Source organism: Ectothiorhodospira shaposhnikovii (genome assembly GCF_047222355.1).
Taxonomy (GTDB): Bacteria; Pseudomonadota; Gammaproteobacteria; order Ectothiorhodospirales; family Ectothiorhodospiraceae; genus Ectothiorhodospira.
Genome location: NZ_CP178333.1, coordinates 3,364,867 through 3,383,012, shown reverse-complemented (window position 1 = coordinate 3,383,012; position 18,146 = coordinate 3,364,867). Strand labels below are relative to the sequence as shown.

The window sequence follows — 18,146 nt, the reverse complement described above, 5'->3', positions numbered from 1 at the left end:
TCAGGTCCCGGGTCAGGACTGACCCGGGACCTGACCCTGCCGACGGCTACTGGTACACTCGGATCCATGCAGCACAGCCACCGCCATCGCCATGCCCTGATCCCGGCCAAAGGTTCGGGATGGTGGCTGTGCCTGGTGTTGTCGCTGGCGTTCCCGGTGGGTGCCGCCACCCTCGTGGAACCGTCCCACCCGGTCCTGCTGCTTCCGGTGCAGGAGCCGTCGGGCGAAGTGTCCCTCGATGAAGCCGTGGCCCTGGTTCAGGCCGGCATCGGGGGGCGGGTCCTGTCGGCGGAGACCCAGATCCAGAACGGTCGCCGGGTGCATCGCATCCGCATCCTCACCGACGATCAGCGGGTGCGGAACATCCTGGTGGATGCCGTCACCGGTGAGTGGCGGTAAGCCCCATGCGCGTGGTGATCATCGAGGATGAAACCGCGTTGCAGATCCGGCTCAGGGAAAGGCTGGAGCAGGAAGGCTGGATGGTGGATACCAGCGGTGACGGGCGCGACGGTCTTTATCGGTTGCTGGAGTATCCGGCCGATGCGGCGGTGGTGGACCTGGGTCTGCCCGGTCTGCCCGGCCTGGAGGTGATCCGCCAGGTGCGCGCCGAGGGACGGCGACTGCCCATCCTGATCCTGACCGCCCGCGGACAGTGGCAGGAAAAGGTGGAAGGTCTGGAGGCCGGCGCGGATGACTATCTGGTGAAGCCGTTTCACATGGAAGAGCTGATCGCCCGTCTCCGGGCACTGGCGCGGCGGGCCGCGGGGCGACCGGATGGTCGGCTTGCCTTCGGGCCGCTGGTGCTTGATACCCAGGCCCAGACCGTGACCATGGCCGGACAGCCGATCGGGCTGACCACCTTCGAATACCGTCTGCTGGAACATCTGGCCCGTCATCCCGGACAGGTGATCTCCAAGCAGAGCCTCACCGACTATCTCTACCCCCATGACGAGGACCGGGACAGCAACGTGCTGGAGGTGCTCATCGGCCGCCTGCGCCGCAAGTTGGACCCGGACGGCCGGCTCGGCCCCATCGAGACCCTGCGGGGACGGGGATATCGTCTGGCCCTGCCCCCCGATCAGGCATGAACTCCCTGACCCTGCGGGTAGGCCTGATCGCCGCCCTGGTGGTGGCGGTCTTTGCCGTCATGACCGCCCTGGCCCTGGAGCGCGCGTTCCGGGACAGTGCCGTCTATGCGGTGGAACAACGCCTGCAGGCCCAGCTGTTCCTGCTGATGGGCGTGGCCGAGGTGGACCCGGCCGGTCGGGTCAGCCTGCCGGAACGCTTGCCCGAATCCCGTCTCATGCTGCCGGACTCGGGACTCCATGCCCGCATCAGTGATGAAGCCGGCAATACGCTGTGGCGGTCCCCCTCGGCCCTGGGAACCCATTATGGACTGCAACCGGACGAGCGCGCCTTCATGGCCCGCATGACCGTGGATTGGGAAACCCCCGGTGGGGTGGTGCCTCTGACCTTCACCCTGAGCGAGGACCGTTCCGGTCTGGAGGCTCAACTGCGTACCTACCGGCGCAGCCTGTGGGGCTGGCTGGCGGTGCTGGCGGTGTTGCTGCTGGCGGCCCAGTCCCTGGCCCTGTATCTGGGCCTGATTCCGCTGCGGCGGGTGGCACGTGAGCTACGCGCCATGGAGCAGGGACAGCAATCCGCCCTGACCGGTCGCTATCCGGTGGAACTCAAGGCCCTGACCGATAACCTCAATGCCCTGTTGCGACAGGAGCGTGCCCAGCTGGCCCGGTATCGCGACGGCCTGGCGGATCTGGCCCATAGCCTCAAGACACCGCTGGCGGTCCTGCGGGGCAGTCTGGAATCCCGTCGTGATGAAGACCGCCGGCAGGATCTTGAACAACTGGAGCGCATGGACCGGATCGTCGCCTATCAGCTACAGCGGGCGGCCACCGCCGGTCACCGGGCCCTGGCCGCGCCCATGGCGGTGGCACCGTTGGTGCAACGTCTGGGCCGGACCCTGGACAAGGTCTACCCGGACAAGGGGGTGGTCCTGTTCGATGAGGTCTCCGCCGACAGTCGTTTCCGCGGCAACGAGGGGGATCTGATGGAACTGCTGGGCAACCTCATGGACAACGCCTGGAAATACGGCCGCGGTCGGGTCGGGGTGGCGTCGGCGATGGAAGGGCGCTGGCTGGTGCTGAGGGTGGAGGATGATGGCCCGGGCATCCCGGCGGATCGGGTCCCGGTCATCCTGGCCCGGGGCGGCCGGCTGGACGAGGCGGTGCCGGGGCAGGGGATCGGTCTGGCGGTGGTGAACGAGATCGTCAGTGCCTACGAGGGGCGTCTGACCATCGGGACGTCGGAGGCCCTGGGGGGCGCCCAGGTGGAGATCCGGCTACCGGGATGATCATGCCCCTCTCCGGGGAGAGGGGCATGCGGCATCTTCAAGCCCTGCCCACGTTCACATCCGTGGGGGAATGGAAGTAATCACTGTCCCGGGCGTACTGTTCCAGGTCCTTGAGCAGGACCGCAAGGCGCTCCTCGGCCGTGCTGATGGTGGCGCACTGCTCGCAGCGGGGGTCGCCGCAGGGCTGGCGGGTATAGAGCCAGTAATGGACCGCGCCCGCCAGCAGGCCGTCGGCAATCTCCCACAGGTCGGCCTGGGGATCGGCGTCGCTCAGACGATTGGCCAGTTCCACGGTCTGGCTGGCGGCGCTGTCGAACAGGGTGTGGGCTTCTGACATGGCGGTGTCCTGTTCCAGTGGGTGACCGGCAATGATAGCACGGACCCCCGGTTCAGCAGACCGTCACCACCAGCGGGATTTCCAGTTCCTCGGGCGCCAGGCCCCCGTGCACTCCCTTCATGTCGAAGGGTTTTTCCGTCAGCAACCGGTCCGAGACGATCCAGCCCGGTTGCATCAGCAGGGCATAGTCCCCGATCCGCGCGGACAGCTCGGGGTGGGGCGTGCCCGGGCCGAACCAGCCTTCTTCCAGCAGTTCCGTGCTGGGGCGCAGGGTGCAGGCATGCCCCAGCCGTTCCCGGACCAGGCGTTCGAACCGCTCATGCCGGCCGTGCCGCACATAGGCCCAGGCCACCCGCGGCTCACCGCACAGGGGCAGGGTCAGGCAGTCGGCGATCTCGGGATGGTCCGCCAGTATCAGTCGGTGTTCCACCGCCGTCATGCCATGGTCGGCGGTGATGATCAGCAGGGTGTCGGTCCCCGCCAGGCGGGCGGCCAGATTTGCCAGGGCCCGGTCGACCTCTTCCAGGTGCTTGCGGGTCTGGGGGGAGTCGGGGCCGTGGTAATGGCCCAGGCTGTCCAGTTCCGACCAGTAGGCATAGACATACTGGTTGCCGTGCCGGCCCTTTACCGCCTGTTCCACCCGGTTCACCATGTCTTGCAGACCGCTGAAGGGCAGTAGCCGGGCCCGGCCTTTGTGGGCCTTGTTGAAAGGGGTATTGGCGATCTTGTTGGGGGCCACCATGGTGCTGGAAACCGGGATGCGATTGAAGGTGACGTCATGGCCCAGCCATCGCAGGACATCCAGGCCTTCCGCCCGGTCATACCCGCTACCGCCGTAGCGGGGTTTGCCGGGCAGTACCGCCAGTACCGCCCCCAGTTCGCGAAAGTGCACATGCCAGCCGGTGAGGCCATGCTGGGCCGGGGCATCGCCGGTGATGAAGGTGGTGATCCCGGTGGCCGTGGTGGTGGGAAAGACGGCATGGATGCCGGCGCGACGATGTCCGTTGAGGAACGGGGCGGGGCGGGTCCGCAGGAACCCGTCGCCCAATCCATCCACCACCACCAGGACCACGTGGCGATGGCGGCTCACTTCCTCGGGGGGCAGGGCACGCAGGGGACCGTGACAGGAGGGCGTGCCGCCCAGGCCGCCGATCAGGGAGGTCATCAGATTGGCCAGGCAATGACCCTGGTAGTCGGGTGTCTGCATGGATTTGTCCCGGATGGATATCGACTGATGATAGACCGGGTCAGCCGTCTGAACACACCCAGCAGGCCACCTGATTGCGGCCGGTCTGTTTGGCTCGATACAAGGCCTGATCGGCTTGTTCGATGAGTTCACCCAGGGTTGCCGGGCGGTCCTTGTGCAATACGGCTACCCCAAGGCTGAGGGTGACGGACAGTACCGCGCGCGGGGTTTCTATCCGTTGCCGCGCGACGGTTTGGCGCAGGCGCTCGGCCAGGACCACGGCCATCTCCTCATGGGTATCCGGCAGCAACATCACGAACTCCTCTCCGCCATAGCGTCCCAGCAGATCGGTTTGCCGCAGGTTTTCCTGTAGCCTGTTGGCCACGGCGCGCAGTACCTGATCGCCGATGCCATGGCCGTAGCGGTCGTTGATCGGTTTGAAGTGGTCGATGTCGATCATCAGCAATGAGAGGGGGCGCTGATGGCGCCGAAAAACCTGATATTCCCGCTCGGCCAGTGTGAAGAAGTGGCCGCGATTGAGCAGCCCGGTGAGGGCATCAATGCTGGAAATGCGTCGCAGCTCGGCTTCCATGCGCTTGCGTTCGGTAATATCCAGCTGGATCACCAGCATCCGCTGCTGTCCATGGATCATGGCGACGTTCAGGTAGATCATGATCCAGGCCGGTTGGCCGTCACGGTCGGTGTAGCACCACTCGAAGACTTGAAGTCCTTCGGCAACGGCCTTGTGATGCCAGCGCACGGCGTCGGCGCGTGAATAAGGCGGTGCCGAATACCAGGCCTGGCCTTTTTGCAACGATTCCAGATTGTCGCAGTGATAGGCCGCCATTGCGGCATGGTTGGCGTCGATGATGTCGGCGGTTTCGGTCTCGCAAATCAGGATGGGTACCGGAAGGTCGGTAAACAGTGCGCGGAAATGCTGTTCGCTGCGTTGCAGGGCCTGTTCGGAACGCTTGCGTTGCGTGGTATCGGCAAACACCACCACGAATTCGCCCGGGGCCGGCCGATAGGCGCGTACCTCAAAAAATTTGCCCAGCTCCCGGGAATAGTTTTCGATGCACGCCGGCTCGCCGGTGAGGGCCACCTTGCCATAGGTGTCAATCCAGTAGTCCTCCGTCCCCGGCAGGACTTCCCGCACCCGACGGCCGATCAGGTTGTCCGCCTTGAGGCCGGTCATCCGCTCAAAGGCGGGGTTGACCTCGATATAGCGGTAGTCAATGGGCTTGCCCCGGGGGTCGCAGAGGATTTCATGCAAGGCATAGCCATCCAGCATTTCATCGAATAGCTGACGAAAGCGTGCCTCGCTGCGCTCCAGATGCTGCCCGATCTGCTTGCGCTCGGTGATATCGTGGGCAATCTGCAGGTGCACGTTACGCCCATCACTCCATTGCATGACCTTGCGCTGGCAGTCATACCAGCGGCCGTTGCGCCGACTGTGCATTTCCCAACGCGGTATCCACGGATCACTTGCCCCATCGGAGCCGTGATGGTGTATGCCGCAAAGTGCGCAGCGCCACTCCCCTGGAGCGATCGCCTCCTGTTCACAGGCTCCATGCTCCCTGATGCCCAGGGCTTGTCGACCGTGGGCATTCACGAAAAGAATGTGCCGGTTTTCAGGGTCACAGACAAATACGACGGTGTCGAGCCCGTCGAAGATGCCGGTGAGGCGCTCCTCGCGCTGCAAGGGCTGAATGAAGGTGCGCGAACCGCTCAGCAGCAAGAGCAGGGTGACGGAAAACAGGGCCAGGCCTATGCCGATGGATTGCCGGCGCATGGCCGCCAGTTTTTCCCGCAGATAGCTCAGCTCCAGATCGACACCGATGACATAGTAGCGATCGTCATTGATCCGGATGGGGAGAAAAATGGAACGGAACTCCCCATAGGCGTCGCTGTATTCCAGATAGCGGGTCCTGCCGTCATCAAAGCTGGCATGGAGTTCCGGCGGGGCGGTGTCATAATGTTGAAAGAAGCGGTCATGGGTCAGGTGCCGGCGTTCGTCGACGGTGGCCGAGCTTGCGGTGGTCACGATGCGGTCACCGAATTTCATGTACGTATAGACGTAGGCAAAGCCGGCATGATCGGCATAGTCCGACAGCACCGCCATGTCGGCCAAAAAGCGCTCACTGGTGACGGAATCCGGGCCGCTGATCCGTTGGTGATAATCGGGTGGCAGCAAGGCGAGCACGGCATAGGCCCCCGCTCTCAGGCGCTGATCGGATTCTTCCAGAAGGGTTTGGCGCAGGCTGTTATAGCTGGCCATGACGAACAGGCCGGTAATCACCGCCGCCGTGCCCACGAAGGTCAACGCCAATTTGCGCCAGAACTTCAAAACTCCCACCTCCAATGACAGTCTCACACCGTCGTGCCCGTACCTGATGTGTACGAGCGATGTCTTCCTGACAGCATGATGGCAAATGGCGAAATGCAAGTGGATTCGTCCATTGTGGTGGGCAATGGTGGGTTTGCCAAGGTTTACGGTATCGCGCCCATCCGCCCGTGCGAGTCATGGCCGTGGGTGGCCCGTGGCCGGATGATTGCCTTGCTGTATGCTATGCCCTGTGTTCATAGACGTGTCATCCCATGAGCCGCTGGCGCCCACCCGCACCCCGATCCTCGCCCCATATCACGCCCCAGGGCTATGCCGCCCTGGATACGGAGCTGTCCGGCCTGTGGATTCGCCGGGCCGATGTCACCCGCCATCTGGCCGCCGCCGCCGCGGAAGGCGACCGCTCGGAAAACGCGGAATACATCTATCGGAAGAAGGAACTGCGGGAGATCGATCGACGGATCCGTTATCTGCAGAAGCGCCTGCCCGGCCTCAAGGTGGTGCGCGAGCCGCCGGCCGACCGGGGCAAGGTCTATTTCGGTGCCTGGGTGACGTTGCTGGACGAGTCGGACCGGGAGGTGGAATACCGTATCGTGGGTGCCGACGAGTTTGATCCGGACCGGCGCTGGATCAGTCTGGATTCTCCCGTGGCCCGTGCCCTGCTCGGCAAGGCCCTGGATGACGAGGTCAAGGTGCAGACCCCGGCGGGGGAGCAGTATTACGAGATCGTGAAGATCCGCTATGAAGCCGGGTGATCCCGCCCGATGCTATCATGCGGGTTGCCTGTGAAAAGATGAGGAACCCCCCCATGCGCTTTTGCTGGTCCAACCTGATGCTGATCGGCGTGGTCGTGGTACTGGGCACCGCCAGCATGCTGGCCAGTTGCGGCCAGAAAGGCGACCTCTACCTGCCCCAGGAAGAGCGTCGCGCGGCGGACTGAGACCGCGTTTCCGACCTTGTTCCATTCCATGTCGCGTCGCGACGGACATACACCTCCATGGATCATTTCAACTATCACAACGGGGTCCTGCATGCCGAGGACCTGAGCCTGGAAGACCTGGCGCAGCGTCACGGAACGCCGCTTTACGTCTATTCCCGGGCCACCCTGGAGCGTCACTGGCACGCGTTTGATCGCGCCCTGGGGGATCATCCCCATCTGGTGTGCTATGCGGTGAAGGCCAATTCCAGTCTGGCGGTACTCAACCTGCTGGCCCGGCTCGGATCCGGGTTCGACATCGTCTCCGTCGGCGAACTGGAGCGGGTGGTGCGGGCCGGCGGTGATCCGGGCAAGGTGGTCTTCTCCGGCGTGGGCAAGCGGACCGACGAGATGCGCCGTGCCCTGGAACTGGGCATCCGCTGCTTCAACGTGGAATCGGCGGCGGAACTGGAGCGCCTCAATGCCGAGGCCGGTGCCCTGGGGGTGACGGCGCCGGTGTCCCTGCGGGTCAATCCGGACGTGGATGCCCAGACCCATCCCTACATCTCCACCGGGCTGAAGGAAAACAAGTTCGGCGTGGACGTGGCCGATGCCCTGGATCTCTATCGGCGGGCCGCGGCACTGCCGCACCTGAATATCATCGGCATCGACTGCCACATCGGTTCCCAGCTCACCCGCCTGGAACCCTTTGTGGACGCCTTGCACCGGGTCCTGCACCTGGCCCGGACCCTGGAGGACGAGGGCATCCGGCTCCATCATCTGGATCTGGGGGGCGGGCTGGGAATCCGTTACCGGGACGAGCATCCGCCCCTGCCCGAAGCGTATGCCCGGGCCATGCTGGAGGCGCTGCGGGATACCCATTACGAGATCCTGGTGGAACCCGGACGGGCCATCGCCGGCAATGCCGGGGTGCTGCTCACCCGAGTGGAATACCTCAAGCCCACCCGCCACAAGCACTTTGCCATCGTGGACGCGGCCATGAACGATCTCATCCGGCCCTCCCTCTACAGTGCGTGGATGGACATCGTGCCGGTGCGTCCCCGGGGCGGTGAGGGCATCCCCTACGACGTGGTGGGTCCGGTCTGCGAAACCGGGGATTTCCTGGGCAAGGAGCGAACCCTCGACCTGGCCGCCGGAGACCTGCTGGCGGTGCGATCCGCCGGGGCCTACGGCTTCACCATGAGCTCCAACTACAACACCCGTCCCCGGCCCGCGGAGGTGATGGTGGACGGGGACCGGGACTGGCTGATCCATCGCCGCCAGACCCTGGACGAACTCCTGGCCGGGGAAACGCTGCTGCCCGGTTGATCCTCCACATCGACGACCAGAAGGAATCTCCCATGTCCCGTGAAATCATCGCCACCGACAAGGCTCCGCAGGCCATCGGTACCTATTCCCAGGCCGTGAAGGTGGGGTCCACCGTCTACCTGTCCGGCCAGATCCCCCTGGTGCCCGAGACCATGGATATGGTGGAAGGCCCCATCGAGGCCCAGATCCGCCGGGTGTTCGACAATCTGCAGGCCGTGGCCGAAGCCGCCGGCGGCACCCTGGACGACGTGGTCAAGCTCAATGTCTTCCTCACCGACCTGACCCATTTCCCCACCGTGAACCAGGTCATGGCCGAATACTTCCACGAGCCCTATCCGGCCCGTGCCGCCATCGGCGTTGCCAGCCTGCCCAAGGACGCCCAGGTGGAGATGGACGGGATCATGGATCTGTCCTGACGGAATCCGGCGGCCCCTCCTCCAGGGGGGGGGAGGGGCCATCATGGCCAGGGACATGGCATCATCGGGAAAGGAATCAAGCGGATAGCGTCATGACCGAACCCGTCACCACTCTCAAGGGCGTCGGCCCGAAACAGGCGGCCCGGCTGGAAAAGCTGGGCATCCATACCCTGACCGACCTGCTGTTCCATCTGCCCCTGCGTTACCAGGACCGTACCCGGGTCCTGCCCGTTGCCGGTCTGCGCCCCGGAGACGAGGCGGTGGTGGAAGGGGAGATCGCCCTCGCCGAGGTTCAGTCCCGCGGTCGGCGCATGCTGATCCTGCGCCTGGCCGACGGCACCGGCGCCCTCAATCTGCGGTTTTTCCATTTCTCCGCCGCCCAGCAGCACAATCTGGTGCGCGGGGTGCGGCTGCGCTGTTTTGGTGAAGTGCGCGGCGGCCGGCAGGGGCTGGAGATGGTGCACCCGGAGTACCGGGTGATCCAGGATGACTCGGCTCCGGTGGAGGATTGCCTCACTCCCGTCTATCCCACCACGGAAGGGCTGCATCAGATCAGTCTGCGCCGTCTCACCGACGAGGCCCTGGCCCGCCTGGAACACCTGCCGGACTGGCTGCCGCCGGGGGTACTGGATCCCGCCGGCCTGCCGGATCTGGAATCGGCCCTGCGCACCGTGCATCGGCCGCCGCCGGACGTCTCCGTGGCGGCACTGCTGGCGGGCCGTCACCCCGCCCAGCGACGTCTGGCCTTCGAGGAACTGGTGGCCCATCACCTGAGCCTGTACCGCCTGCGAACCCGCACCACCGCCCGGCCCGCCCCGGTGATACGGGTGGATGGCAATCTGCTCGGTCGTCTGCGCCGGTCCCTGCCGTTTGCCCTGACCGGTGCCCAGGACCGGGTGATCCGGGAACTGGAACGGGACATGGCGCGGCCCAGTCCCATGCTGCGTCTGGTACAGGGGGACGTGGGTTCGGGCAAGACCCTGGTGGCGGTGGCCGCCTGCCTGCACGCGGTGGAGGCCGGTCATCAGGCCGCGGTGATGGCGCCCACGGAGATCCTGGCGGAACAGCATCACCACAACTTTCGCGCCCTGCTGGGGCCATTGGACATTCCGGTGGCCTGGTTTTCCGGCAGACAGGGGGTGCGCGCCCGCCGGGAGTCCCTGGCGGCGCTGGCCGAGGGTACCGCCCGGGTGGCGGTGGGCACCCACGCCCTGTTCCAGGACGAGGTGAGCTTCGAGGACCTGGCCCTGGTGATCGTGGACGAACAGCACCGATTCGGTGTGCATCAGCGCATGGCCCTGCGGGAGAAGGGTGCCCGGGACGGCCGTCTGCCCCATCAGCTGATCATGACCGCCACCCCCATTCCCCGCACCCTGGCCATGACCGCCTACGCCGACCTGGACTATTCGGTCATTGACGAGTTGCCCCCGGGGCGTACCCCGGTGAAGACGGTGGCGGTGAGTGATGCCCGTCGGGCGGAGGTGGTGGAACGCATCCACCATGCCATCGGCCAGGGGCGGCAGGCCTACTGGGTCTGCACCTTGATCGAGGAGTCCGAGGCCCTGCAGGCCCAGGCGGCGGAGGACACCCATGCCCTATTGCGGGAGGCCCTGACCGGTATCCGGGTGGGGCTGGTGCACGGGCGCATGAAGCCCCGGGAGAAGGAGACGGTGATGGCCGCTTTCAAGGCCGGCGAGCTGCAATTGCTGGTGGCCACCACGGTGATCGAGGTGGGGGTGGACGTGCCCAATGCCTCCCTCATGATTATCGAGAACGCGGAGCGCCTGGGTCTGGCTCAGCTGCATCAGCTGCGGGGCCGGGTGGGGCGGGGAACGGCGGAAAGCGTCTGCGTGCTGCTCTATCATCCCCCTCTGTCCGACACTGCCCAGCGCCGCCTGGAGGCTCTGAGGGCCACCACCGACGGGTTCGAGATTGCCCGCATCGACCTGGAGTTGCGGGGGCCGGGGGAGGTGCTGGGCACCCGGCAGACGGGGATGATGCAGTTTCGCATTGCCGAGATCGTGCGGGATCAGGATCTGCTGGATACGGTGAAGGCGGCGGCGACCCGGCTGATGCGGGATTACCCCGACCATGTGGAGCCGCTGATCCGGCGCTGGCTGAGCGGGGCGGAGGAATATGGTCGCGTGGGTTGAGACGGATGTGGGGGGTGTCAGTCACCACTGGGACCTGACCCCGGCCCAGGCCCGCGACCTGCAGGCCTCCCTGGCACCTCGGGTGATTCGGGAAGACCGTCTGGGTCCGCTGCGTCATGTGGCGGGGGTGGATGTGGGCTTTGAGGACGAAGGGCGCTTGACCCGGGCGGTGGTGTCGGTGCTGACCTGGCCGGACATGGTGCCGCTGGAGGATGCGCTGGCACGGGTGCCCACCGTGTTTCCCTATGTGCCCGGGCTGTTGTCCTTCCGGGAGATTCCGGCTGTGCTGGAGGCCCTGGCGAGATTGTCGGTGACGCCGGATCTGCTGTTCTGCGACGGCCAGGGGATTGCCCATCCCCGGCGTATGGGCGTCGCGGCCCATCTGGGTGTGCTGACGGGGTTGCCGGCGTTGGGGGTGGGGAAGTCCCGGTTGACGGGACGGTTTGAGATGCCGGGGGAACAGCGGGGTGATGGATCGCCCTTGATGGCGGATGACGAGGTGATCGGCCGGGTGCTGCGCACCCGGACCGGGGTGAAGCCGGTATTCGTCTCCATCGGTCATCGTGTGTGTCTGGAGACGGCCTGCCGGCTGGTGCTGGAGGCGGCTCCCCGCTACCGGTTGCCGGAGCCGATCCGCCGGGCGGATCGGCTGGCTTCGCGTCGGGACCGGTGATCCGGTGGAGAAGGGCTGTCGTTGGCTTAGAACCGGTAGGACACGCCCAGGCTCAGGACGGGCCAGTATTTCACGTCCTTGAGTTCTTCCTTGAGGCTGTCTTCTTCACGCTTGAGGTCGTCGTTGAAGGCGTCTTCCAAGGCTGGATCACTGACCTGCCCCCTCAACCGTACATCCGGCGATCCTGTGAACATCACCCCGGCATCCATGGCGAAGGACCAGCGGCTGCCGCGGATGGCGTTGCCGTAGCCGATCCCCACATAGGGGGCAAAGGAACGCCAGTCGATGGTGGCGTCGAGGCTGGCGTCATAAGTGTTATCACCGATGTCCAGGCTGCCGTCCGCCTTCCCCTTGAGTTCGTTGCCGTTGTGATAGGCCCCGGCGCTCACCCGGAAATTGCCGCCGAAGGGATGCCAGTCCGCCAGCAGGGCCGCGCTGCGCAGTTTCAGGTCACCGTCGTAGTCGATGCCTTCCTCTTCGAAGTCCTTGCTGTAGTCAAAGCCGTACAGGCCGGCTCGCAGGTTCACCCGCTCGCTCAGCCCGACCGTGCCTTCCAGGCCCAGGCCGGTAGTCCCCACCTTGGCCGCCATCCCGAAGCGGGAGTCGGCCGCGGCCGTCGTGCCGGTGGCGAGCAGTGCCATGGCCAGGGTGCCGGCCAGGATGGGACGGGACATTCCTTGGTTGTGCATGTGTTTCCCCCAAATCTCTTTTTGACTGTGTGGATGCATGGAACGAATCGGTGCAAAAGGACACCAAATCCCTTCAGGAACGGATCCTGATGTTCAGTGGATCTTTCCTGTCCTGCAGTGTAGTGCCCACGGACCCGGTGGGGGCGGCATTCGTCGGTGATATGCGTCCGTCGGTTCCGCTGGCCCGCCGTTTCGTGGTCAATGCCTTCACAAGATCCAATAAGGAGACTCAGATTCATGCAGTTCAACAGCCAGACCCTGCTTTTCGGCGGTACCACCCCCGCTTCCGCCCTCGCCGATGCGGGCATGACGGTGCTGCGGGTGGCGGCCGGCCTGATGATGGCCTTCGGGCATGGCCTGGACAAATTGCCCCCGTCCGCGGGCTTTGTGGGGTTCGTGGAGAGCCTGGGGTTTTCATCCCCCCTGTTCTTTGCCTGGCTGGCGGGACTGGCGGAGGCGGTGGGTGGCCTGCTGCTGGCGGCGGGGCTGCTGACCCGGGCTTCGGCGGCGGCGATCCTGGGTGCCATGATGGTGGCGGCCTTCATCGCCCATGGCGGTGATCCGATCTTTGCCGCAGGTGGCTCCAGCAAGGAGCTGTCCTTGCTCTACGGCGCGGTGATGGTGGCATTCCTGTTTGCCGGTGCCGGCCGTTACAGTGTGGACAGCGTATTTCGGCGGTAACCAATAGTGAGGCCTGCCCGTTCGCGGGCAGGCCCCTTCCAGGCCAACCCATGTCTCAGGAGTCCGTGCCTTGTGAGGGGTTGCCGCCGGGTTCATTGAAATGTCATCTATATGGGCGTTAATGGCGGCGCTTGTTGACCATTGGATGAACGGTGATTCATGAAAGAAAGCCTGGCGACCCAGCCCGCGGCCCGCGTGGTGCGTGATCTGGCTCGAAACTATCTCGATCAGGCGGCCCAGGCCGCCCATCGGCTGTCAGACCCCCGGGATACGGAAGCCCTGCATGATTTTCGGGTCGCCCTGCGGCGCTTGCGCAGCCTGCTGGCCGCCCACAAGACCTTCGTCAAGACCTGGCTGCCGAAAAAACTGCGCCGCCGGGTGAAGGAACTGGCCGCCGGTACGGGCCTGGCCCGGGACACGGAAGTACAGATTGCCTGGATGAAACAGCAGCATGGCCAGGTGAAATCCCACCAGCGGCCCGGCTATCAGTGGATGATGGCCCGCCTGGAACTGCGGCTGCGGGAAGAGTATCAGGATCTGCACGACGCCCTGCCCGATGCCTTCCGGCGCCTGAACAAGCGCATACAGGGGCGACTGGATCTGATTCGGGATGATGACAGCCCGCCCTTCGGTACCGTCACCGCCGCCCGGCTGCTGGAGTCCGCGGAGGACTTCCGCCACCAGCTGCAGCGTGTGGTCGGGGATGACGGTGAAGCGGACGAGGCCGTGCATCAGGCCCGTATTGCGGGCAAGCGCCTGCGCTACCTGCTGGAGCCGGTGGCGGCGGAACTGGAAGGAGGCAAGGAGCTGGTCCGCGAACTCAAGGACATGCAGAACCTGATGGGGGAAATCCATGACATCCAGGTCTTTGCCCAGGAGTTGGGCGAAGCCTCCGAGGAGGCCGGGGCCGAGCGGCTGCGGCGGCTGATCGACCTTTCTCTCACCTTGAATCCGGACCATCCGGACGTGGAAACCGCCCGCCGTCAGGACGAACGGGCCGGACTCATGAGCCTGGCCCGGGAGCTGCACGATCGGCATGAGCACCTGATGTCCCGGCTGAAGGCAAAGCTTTTGGAAGGCGAGGGGGCCAGTTTTCTGGAACATCTGGCCGCCGGCGTGGCCCGGTTGCAGCAGGTCGGTACCGACCCCGCCGTGGACTGATCCGCCACGGGGAAAGGTTCATGCCTTGATTTGTTAAACGAAATCAAATCGGCTACGCTGACCGGCCGCCACGGCCGCCCTGACGCGGTCGGTTCATCGTAAACGTAATCATCTCGCAGCCCATGATCCTCACCCTCAACCAGCTTGAGCGGCACCTGTTCAGGGCCGCCGACATCCTGCGCGGGCGCATGGATGCCTCCGAGTTCAAGGAGTACATCTTTGGCATGCTCTTCCTGAAGCGCTGCTCGGACGTCTTCGATCAGCGCCGGGAGGAGGTGCGTGACCAACTCAGGCAGGCGGGGGTGGGGGAGGCCGATATGGCCCCGCAGATGGAAATGCCCGACTGGTACCGCGCCACCTTCTATGTGCCGCCCCAGTCCCGCTGGTCGCATCTGCTGAACGAGGCCCACCAGGGCGTGGGCAGCGCCCTCAACAAGGCGCTGGCCGGCCTGGAAGAACACAACCCCAGCCTGGCGGGGGTGCTGGAGCACATCGACTTCACCCGCAAGGTGGGCTCCACCACCCTGCCGGACAGGAAGCTCCGGGACCTGATCGTTCATTTCAGCGCATACCGCCTGCGCAACGAGGACTTCGAGTTCCCCGACCTGCTGGGCGCCGCCTACGAGTACCTGATCCGCGACTTCGCCGATTCCGCCGGCAAGAAGGGCGGCGAATTCTACACCCCCCGCCCGGTGGTCCGCATGATGGTGCGGCTGATGAATCCCCAGGAGGGCCACAGCGTTTATGACCCTTGCATGGGGTCCGGCGGCATGTTGATCCATGCCAAGGAGTACCTGGAAGAGCAGGGCGGTAATCCGCGCTTTCTCAACCTGTTCGGCCAGGAAGCCTCCGGCTCGGTCTGGGCCATCGCCAAGATGAACATGCTGCTGCACGGCGTGAACAGCGCCGACCTGCGCAACGATGACACCCTCACCGATCCAGCCCACGTGGAGGGCGGCGAACTCAAGCGTTTCGACCGCATCCTCACCAATCCGCCGTTCTCCATCGGCTACACCCCCAGCCCGCACTTCCCCGAGCGCTTCCACTACGGCAGCGTGCCGGAGGGGGCCAAGAAGGCTGACCTGATGTTCCTGCAGCACATGGTGGCCTGCCTCAAGTCCGATGGCCGCCTGGCCACCGTCATGCCCCACGGCGTGCTGTTCCGGGGTGGTGACGAGAAGCGCATCCGTGCTGGTTTGCTGGAGGATGATCTGGTGGAAGCCGTGATCGGCCTGGCCCCCAATCTCTTTTACGGCACCGGCATCCCCGCCAGCATCCTGGTGCTGCGGGCCAAGGGGGCCAAGCCCGACGAACGCCAGGGCCGGGTGCTGTTCATCAACGCCGACCGGGAATTCTTTGAAGGTCGCGCCCAGAACCATCTGCTGCCGGAGCACATCGAGAAGATCGCCAGCACCTACGACGCCTTCGAGGACGTGCCCGGCTTCGCCCGGGTGGTGCCGGTTTCGGAGTTGCGGGACAACGACTACAACCTCAACATCCGCCGCTACGCCGACAACACCCCGGCGCCGGAACCCCAGGATGTCCGCGCCCACCTGAAGGGTGGTGTGCCGGTGGCCGAGATCGACGCCAAGCGCCCGCTTTTTGATGCCCAGGGCCTCGACCCCCTGGGGCTATTCACCCCGAGGGCAGATGACCCCGACTATGTGGACTTCGCCGAGCCCCTGACCGAAAAGCGAGACCTCAAACCCGCCATCGAGGCCGATGCCGGTCTCACCGCCAAGGAAGCCCGCGTGATGGCCGCTTTCGAGGCTTGGTGGACCGAGCACGGTGGCAGCATCACCGGCCTGTCCGGCAATGGGGGCCGCCTCACCCAACTGCGGGACGAACTGCTGGGCAGTTTCTCGTCAGCCCTGGAACCCACCGCCATGCTGGACCGTTTCGCAGTGCGGGGCATCATTGCCGGCTTCTGGTTCGACAATAAGAACGAGTTCCGCACCCTGCAGGCCCGCGGTTGCCTGGGCGTGGTGGACGCCTGGCGCACCGCCATCGTGAGCCTTTTGGAAGACGAGCAGAGCAAGGCCAATCCCCTCGACCACCGTCTGGTCCACTTCCTGATGGAGGACTATGTGGCGGAACTGGAAGAGCTGGCTGCCCGCAAGGCGGAACTGGATGCCCGCATCAAGGCCGCCGAGTCCAAGCCCGACGGTGATGACGGCGACGAGGTGGAATCCGACGGCAGTGAGGACGACGACGCCCCGACGCCGGAGCAGATCAAGACCTGGAAGAGCGAGCGCACCCAGGTCAGGAAGCAGCACAAGGCCAAGGTGGCCAGCTTCGAGGCACACCTGAACGCCGCCGTGGACGCCCTGGACGAGCCGGCCGCCGCCGAACTGGTGGGCACCATCCTGCACAACGATCTCAAGGGCATCCTGGAGCGTTACATCCGCCAGCAGCGCCAGCAGGTGATCGCGGCGTTCGAGACCTGGTGGGACAAGTATCGGGTGACGCTGGGGGAGATTGAGGCCGAGCGGGATGCGGCTGCGAGGGAGTTGCGGGGGTATTTGGAGGGGTTGGGGTATGTCTGATTATCCGCAGCTACTTTCTGAATTGCCAAGTGACTGGAGCATTCTTTTCATCGAGGAGATTGGAGAAGTCATCAGCGGCGGCACCCCTAGTCGAAGTAATCCCCGGTATTGGGGGGGTGAGATTCCATGGGTCACTCCTGGTGAGGTGACAGGGCTTGGAAGGAAGTGCTTGGAGAAAACGGATGAAAAGATTACCACTGAAGGTCTGGTGCGAAGTGGCGCAAAGTTGCTGCCGCCCAATAGCCTGCTGATCACAACGCGCGCCTCGTTAGGTGCAGCGGCTCTCAATGCGGCTCCGGCAACGACGAATCAAGGCTTCAAGAGCATAGCTTTTACCAAGGATTTTAGTGCTGATTATTATTATCACTGGTCAACGAAGTTAAAAGATGAGTTGGTGCGCCTCGCATCTGGAACAACTTTCCTTGAAATATCCGGTTCTCAGTTCCGAAAGATCTGTGTGCCAGCGCCACCACATGCTGAACAGCTAAAAATCGCCTGCATCCTCGACACCCTCGACACCCAGATCCAGAAAACCGAGGCGCTGATCGCCAAGCTGGAGAAGGTCAAGGAGGGCCTGCTCCACGACCTGCTGACCCGCGGCATCGACGAGAACGGCCAGCTCCGCCCCAGCCCCGAGCAGGCGCCGGAGCTTTACAAGGATTCGCCGCTGGGGTTGATTCCGAGGGAGTGGGGTGTTGGCTCGTTGGGTGATCTGTCAGAAATTGTTAGCGGGGTTACACTCGGAGGTAAGTCAGGAAGTAGTTCTTGGCCACTGGTGCCTTACCTGCGGGTGGCGAACGTTCAGGATGGCTATTTCGATCTTTCCGAGGTAAAGCTAATTAGGGTGAGTTCTGTAGATATTGAAAAGTATCGACTCCTGCCAGGTGATGTTCTTATGAATGAAGGAGGCGATTTCGACAAGCTTGGTAGGGGGTCACTGTGGCAAGGCCAGATAGGTCTTTGTATCCATCAAAATCATGTGTTCCGTGTCCGCGCCAATCCGAGCATATTAAACCCTCACTTCCTAACGGCTTTCTCATCATCGGCGATGGGGAAAAGTTACTTTATTAGATCATCGAAGCAGAGCACCAACTTAGCCTCAATAAATTCAACACAGTTGAAAGATTTTCAGATCCCACTGCCAGCCAAGGCTGAACAAGAGCTCATAGTGACAGAGCTACGGATAATGGCTTCAAAAATGGAGTCCGAGAAAAGTTTACTGGATAAGTTGATCACCCAAAAAACCGGCCTCATGAACGACCTCCTCACCGGCCATGTCCGCGTCACCCCGCTACTCGATCAAGCCGAGACCCCCACCCCGGCATAAACAGAGCCACCCGCAAC

At 64.2% G+C, this 18,146-nt stretch carries 17 protein-coding genes; 13 read left to right on the top strand and 4 right to left on the bottom strand.

Going from position 1 to position 18,146, the window contains the following annotated elements; translation table 11 throughout:
* Window positions 1-66: 66 nt before the first annotated feature.
* Genes ACLF6L_RS15550 through ACLF6L_RS15540 form a run of 3 tightly spaced genes read left to right on the top strand, consistent with a single transcriptional unit; the run spans window position 67 to window position 2,371 of the window.
* Window positions 67-399: a PepSY domain-containing protein gene (locus tag ACLF6L_RS15550; RefSeq protein ID WP_412852064.1), complete on the top strand. Its 333-nt coding sequence runs from the start codon at window positions 67-69 to the stop codon at window positions 397-399.
* Window positions 400-404: 5 nt separating this feature from the next.
* The gene (locus ACLF6L_RS15545) at window positions 405-1,088 is read left to right on the top strand and encodes a response regulator transcription factor (protein ID WP_008932906.1); all 684 of its coding nucleotides are present in this window, start codon (window positions 405-407) and stop codon (window positions 1,086-1,088) included.
* Window positions 1,085-2,371 carry an ATP-binding protein gene (locus tag ACLF6L_RS15540; RefSeq protein WP_238617120.1) on the top strand — a complete coding sequence of 429 codons (1,287 nt, stop codon included), beginning with the start codon at window positions 1,085-1,087 and terminating at the stop codon, window positions 2,369-2,371. Before ACLF6L_RS15545 ends, ACLF6L_RS15540 begins: the two co-directional genes overlap by 4 nt.
* A 37-nt stretch (window positions 2,372-2,408) precedes the next feature.
* On the opposite strand, the gene ACLF6L_RS15535 is transcribed toward ACLF6L_RS15540, so the two are convergent.
* Genes ACLF6L_RS15535 through ACLF6L_RS15525 form a run of 3 tightly spaced genes read right to left on the bottom strand, consistent with a single transcriptional unit; the run spans window position 2,409 to window position 6,241 of the window.
* The gene (locus ACLF6L_RS15535) at window positions 2,409-2,708 is read right to left on the bottom strand and encodes a hypothetical protein (protein ID WP_238617119.1); all 300 of its coding nucleotides are present in this window, start codon (window positions 2,706-2,708) and stop codon (window positions 2,409-2,411) included.
* 52 nt (window positions 2,709-2,760) lie between these two features.
* On the bottom strand, window positions 2,761-3,915 hold the full coding sequence (locus ACLF6L_RS15530) for an alkaline phosphatase family protein (protein WP_412852063.1): 1,155 nt from the start codon (window positions 3,913-3,915) through the stop codon (window positions 2,761-2,763).
* 40 nt (window positions 3,916-3,955) lie between these two features.
* Window positions 3,956-6,241 carry a diguanylate cyclase gene (locus tag ACLF6L_RS15525; protein ID WP_238617117.1) on the bottom strand — a complete coding sequence of 762 codons (2,286 nt, stop codon included), beginning with the start codon at window positions 6,239-6,241 and terminating at the stop codon, window positions 3,956-3,958.
* A gap of 251 nt (window positions 6,242-6,492) precedes the next feature.
* On the opposite strand from ACLF6L_RS15525, the gene greB reads away from it, so the two are divergent.
* From greB to nfi, 6 genes are all read left to right on the top strand, one after another.
* Window positions 6,493-6,993 carry a transcription elongation factor GreB gene (greB, locus tag ACLF6L_RS15520; RefSeq protein WP_008932910.1) on the top strand — a complete coding sequence of 167 codons (501 nt, stop codon included), beginning with the start codon at window positions 6,493-6,495 and terminating at the stop codon, window positions 6,991-6,993.
* Between the two features lie 53 nt (window positions 6,994-7,046).
* Complete coding sequence (lptM, locus tag ACLF6L_RS15515) at window positions 7,047-7,178, top strand: LPS translocon maturation chaperone LptM (RefSeq protein WP_008932911.1); 132 nt, start codon at window positions 7,047-7,049, stop codon at window positions 7,176-7,178.
* 57 nt (window positions 7,179-7,235) lie between these two features.
* Window positions 7,236-8,483, top strand: coding sequence for a diaminopimelate decarboxylase (lysA, locus tag ACLF6L_RS15510; protein WP_238617116.1), 1,248 nt, complete (start codon window positions 7,236-7,238; stop codon window positions 8,481-8,483).
* A gap of 32 nt (window positions 8,484-8,515) precedes the next feature.
* On the top strand, window positions 8,516-8,899 hold the full coding sequence (locus ACLF6L_RS15505; RefSeq protein WP_238617115.1) for a RidA family protein: 384 nt from the start codon (window positions 8,516-8,518) through the stop codon (window positions 8,897-8,899).
* A 92-nt stretch (window positions 8,900-8,991) separates the two neighbouring features.
* Window positions 8,992-11,052, top strand: coding sequence for an ATP-dependent DNA helicase RecG (gene recG / locus ACLF6L_RS15500; RefSeq protein ID WP_238617114.1), 2,061 nt, complete (start codon window positions 8,992-8,994; stop codon window positions 11,050-11,052).
* Complete coding sequence (gene nfi, locus ACLF6L_RS15495; RefSeq protein WP_238617113.1) at window positions 11,036-11,725, top strand: deoxyribonuclease V; 690 nt, start codon at window positions 11,036-11,038, stop codon at window positions 11,723-11,725. Before recG ends, nfi begins: the two co-directional genes overlap by 17 nt.
* Before the next feature lie 26 nt (window positions 11,726-11,751).
* Here nfi and ACLF6L_RS15490 read toward each other — a convergent pair whose 3' ends face one another.
* Complete coding sequence (locus tag ACLF6L_RS15490) at window positions 11,752-12,414, bottom strand: hypothetical protein (RefSeq protein WP_412852062.1); 663 nt, start codon at window positions 12,412-12,414, stop codon at window positions 11,752-11,754.
* Between the two features lie 237 nt (window positions 12,415-12,651).
* Here ACLF6L_RS15490 and ACLF6L_RS15485 point away from each other — a divergent pair, with 237 nt between their 5' ends.
* From ACLF6L_RS15485 to ACLF6L_RS15470, 4 genes are all read left to right on the top strand, one after another.
* Window positions 12,652-13,095 carry a DoxX family protein gene (locus tag ACLF6L_RS15485; protein WP_238617111.1) on the top strand — a complete coding sequence of 148 codons (444 nt, stop codon included), beginning with the start codon at window positions 12,652-12,654 and terminating at the stop codon, window positions 13,093-13,095.
* Between the two features lie 159 nt (window positions 13,096-13,254).
* Window positions 13,255-14,256 (top strand): CHAD domain-containing protein, encoded by a 1,002-nt coding sequence (locus ACLF6L_RS15480; RefSeq protein ID WP_412852061.1) that lies wholly within the window; start codon window positions 13,255-13,257, stop codon window positions 14,254-14,256.
* Between the two features lie 122 nt (window positions 14,257-14,378).
* On the top strand, window positions 14,379-16,802 hold the full coding sequence (locus tag ACLF6L_RS15475) for an N-6 DNA methylase (protein ID WP_412852060.1): 2,424 nt from the start codon (window positions 14,379-14,381) through the stop codon (window positions 16,800-16,802).
* Window positions 16,795-18,129: a restriction endonuclease subunit S gene (locus tag ACLF6L_RS15470; RefSeq protein WP_412852059.1), complete on the top strand. Its 1,335-nt coding sequence runs from the start codon at window positions 16,795-16,797 to the stop codon at window positions 18,127-18,129. Before ACLF6L_RS15475 ends, ACLF6L_RS15470 begins: the two co-directional genes overlap by 8 nt.
* The last annotated feature ends 17 nt before the right edge of the window (window positions 18,130-18,146 follow it).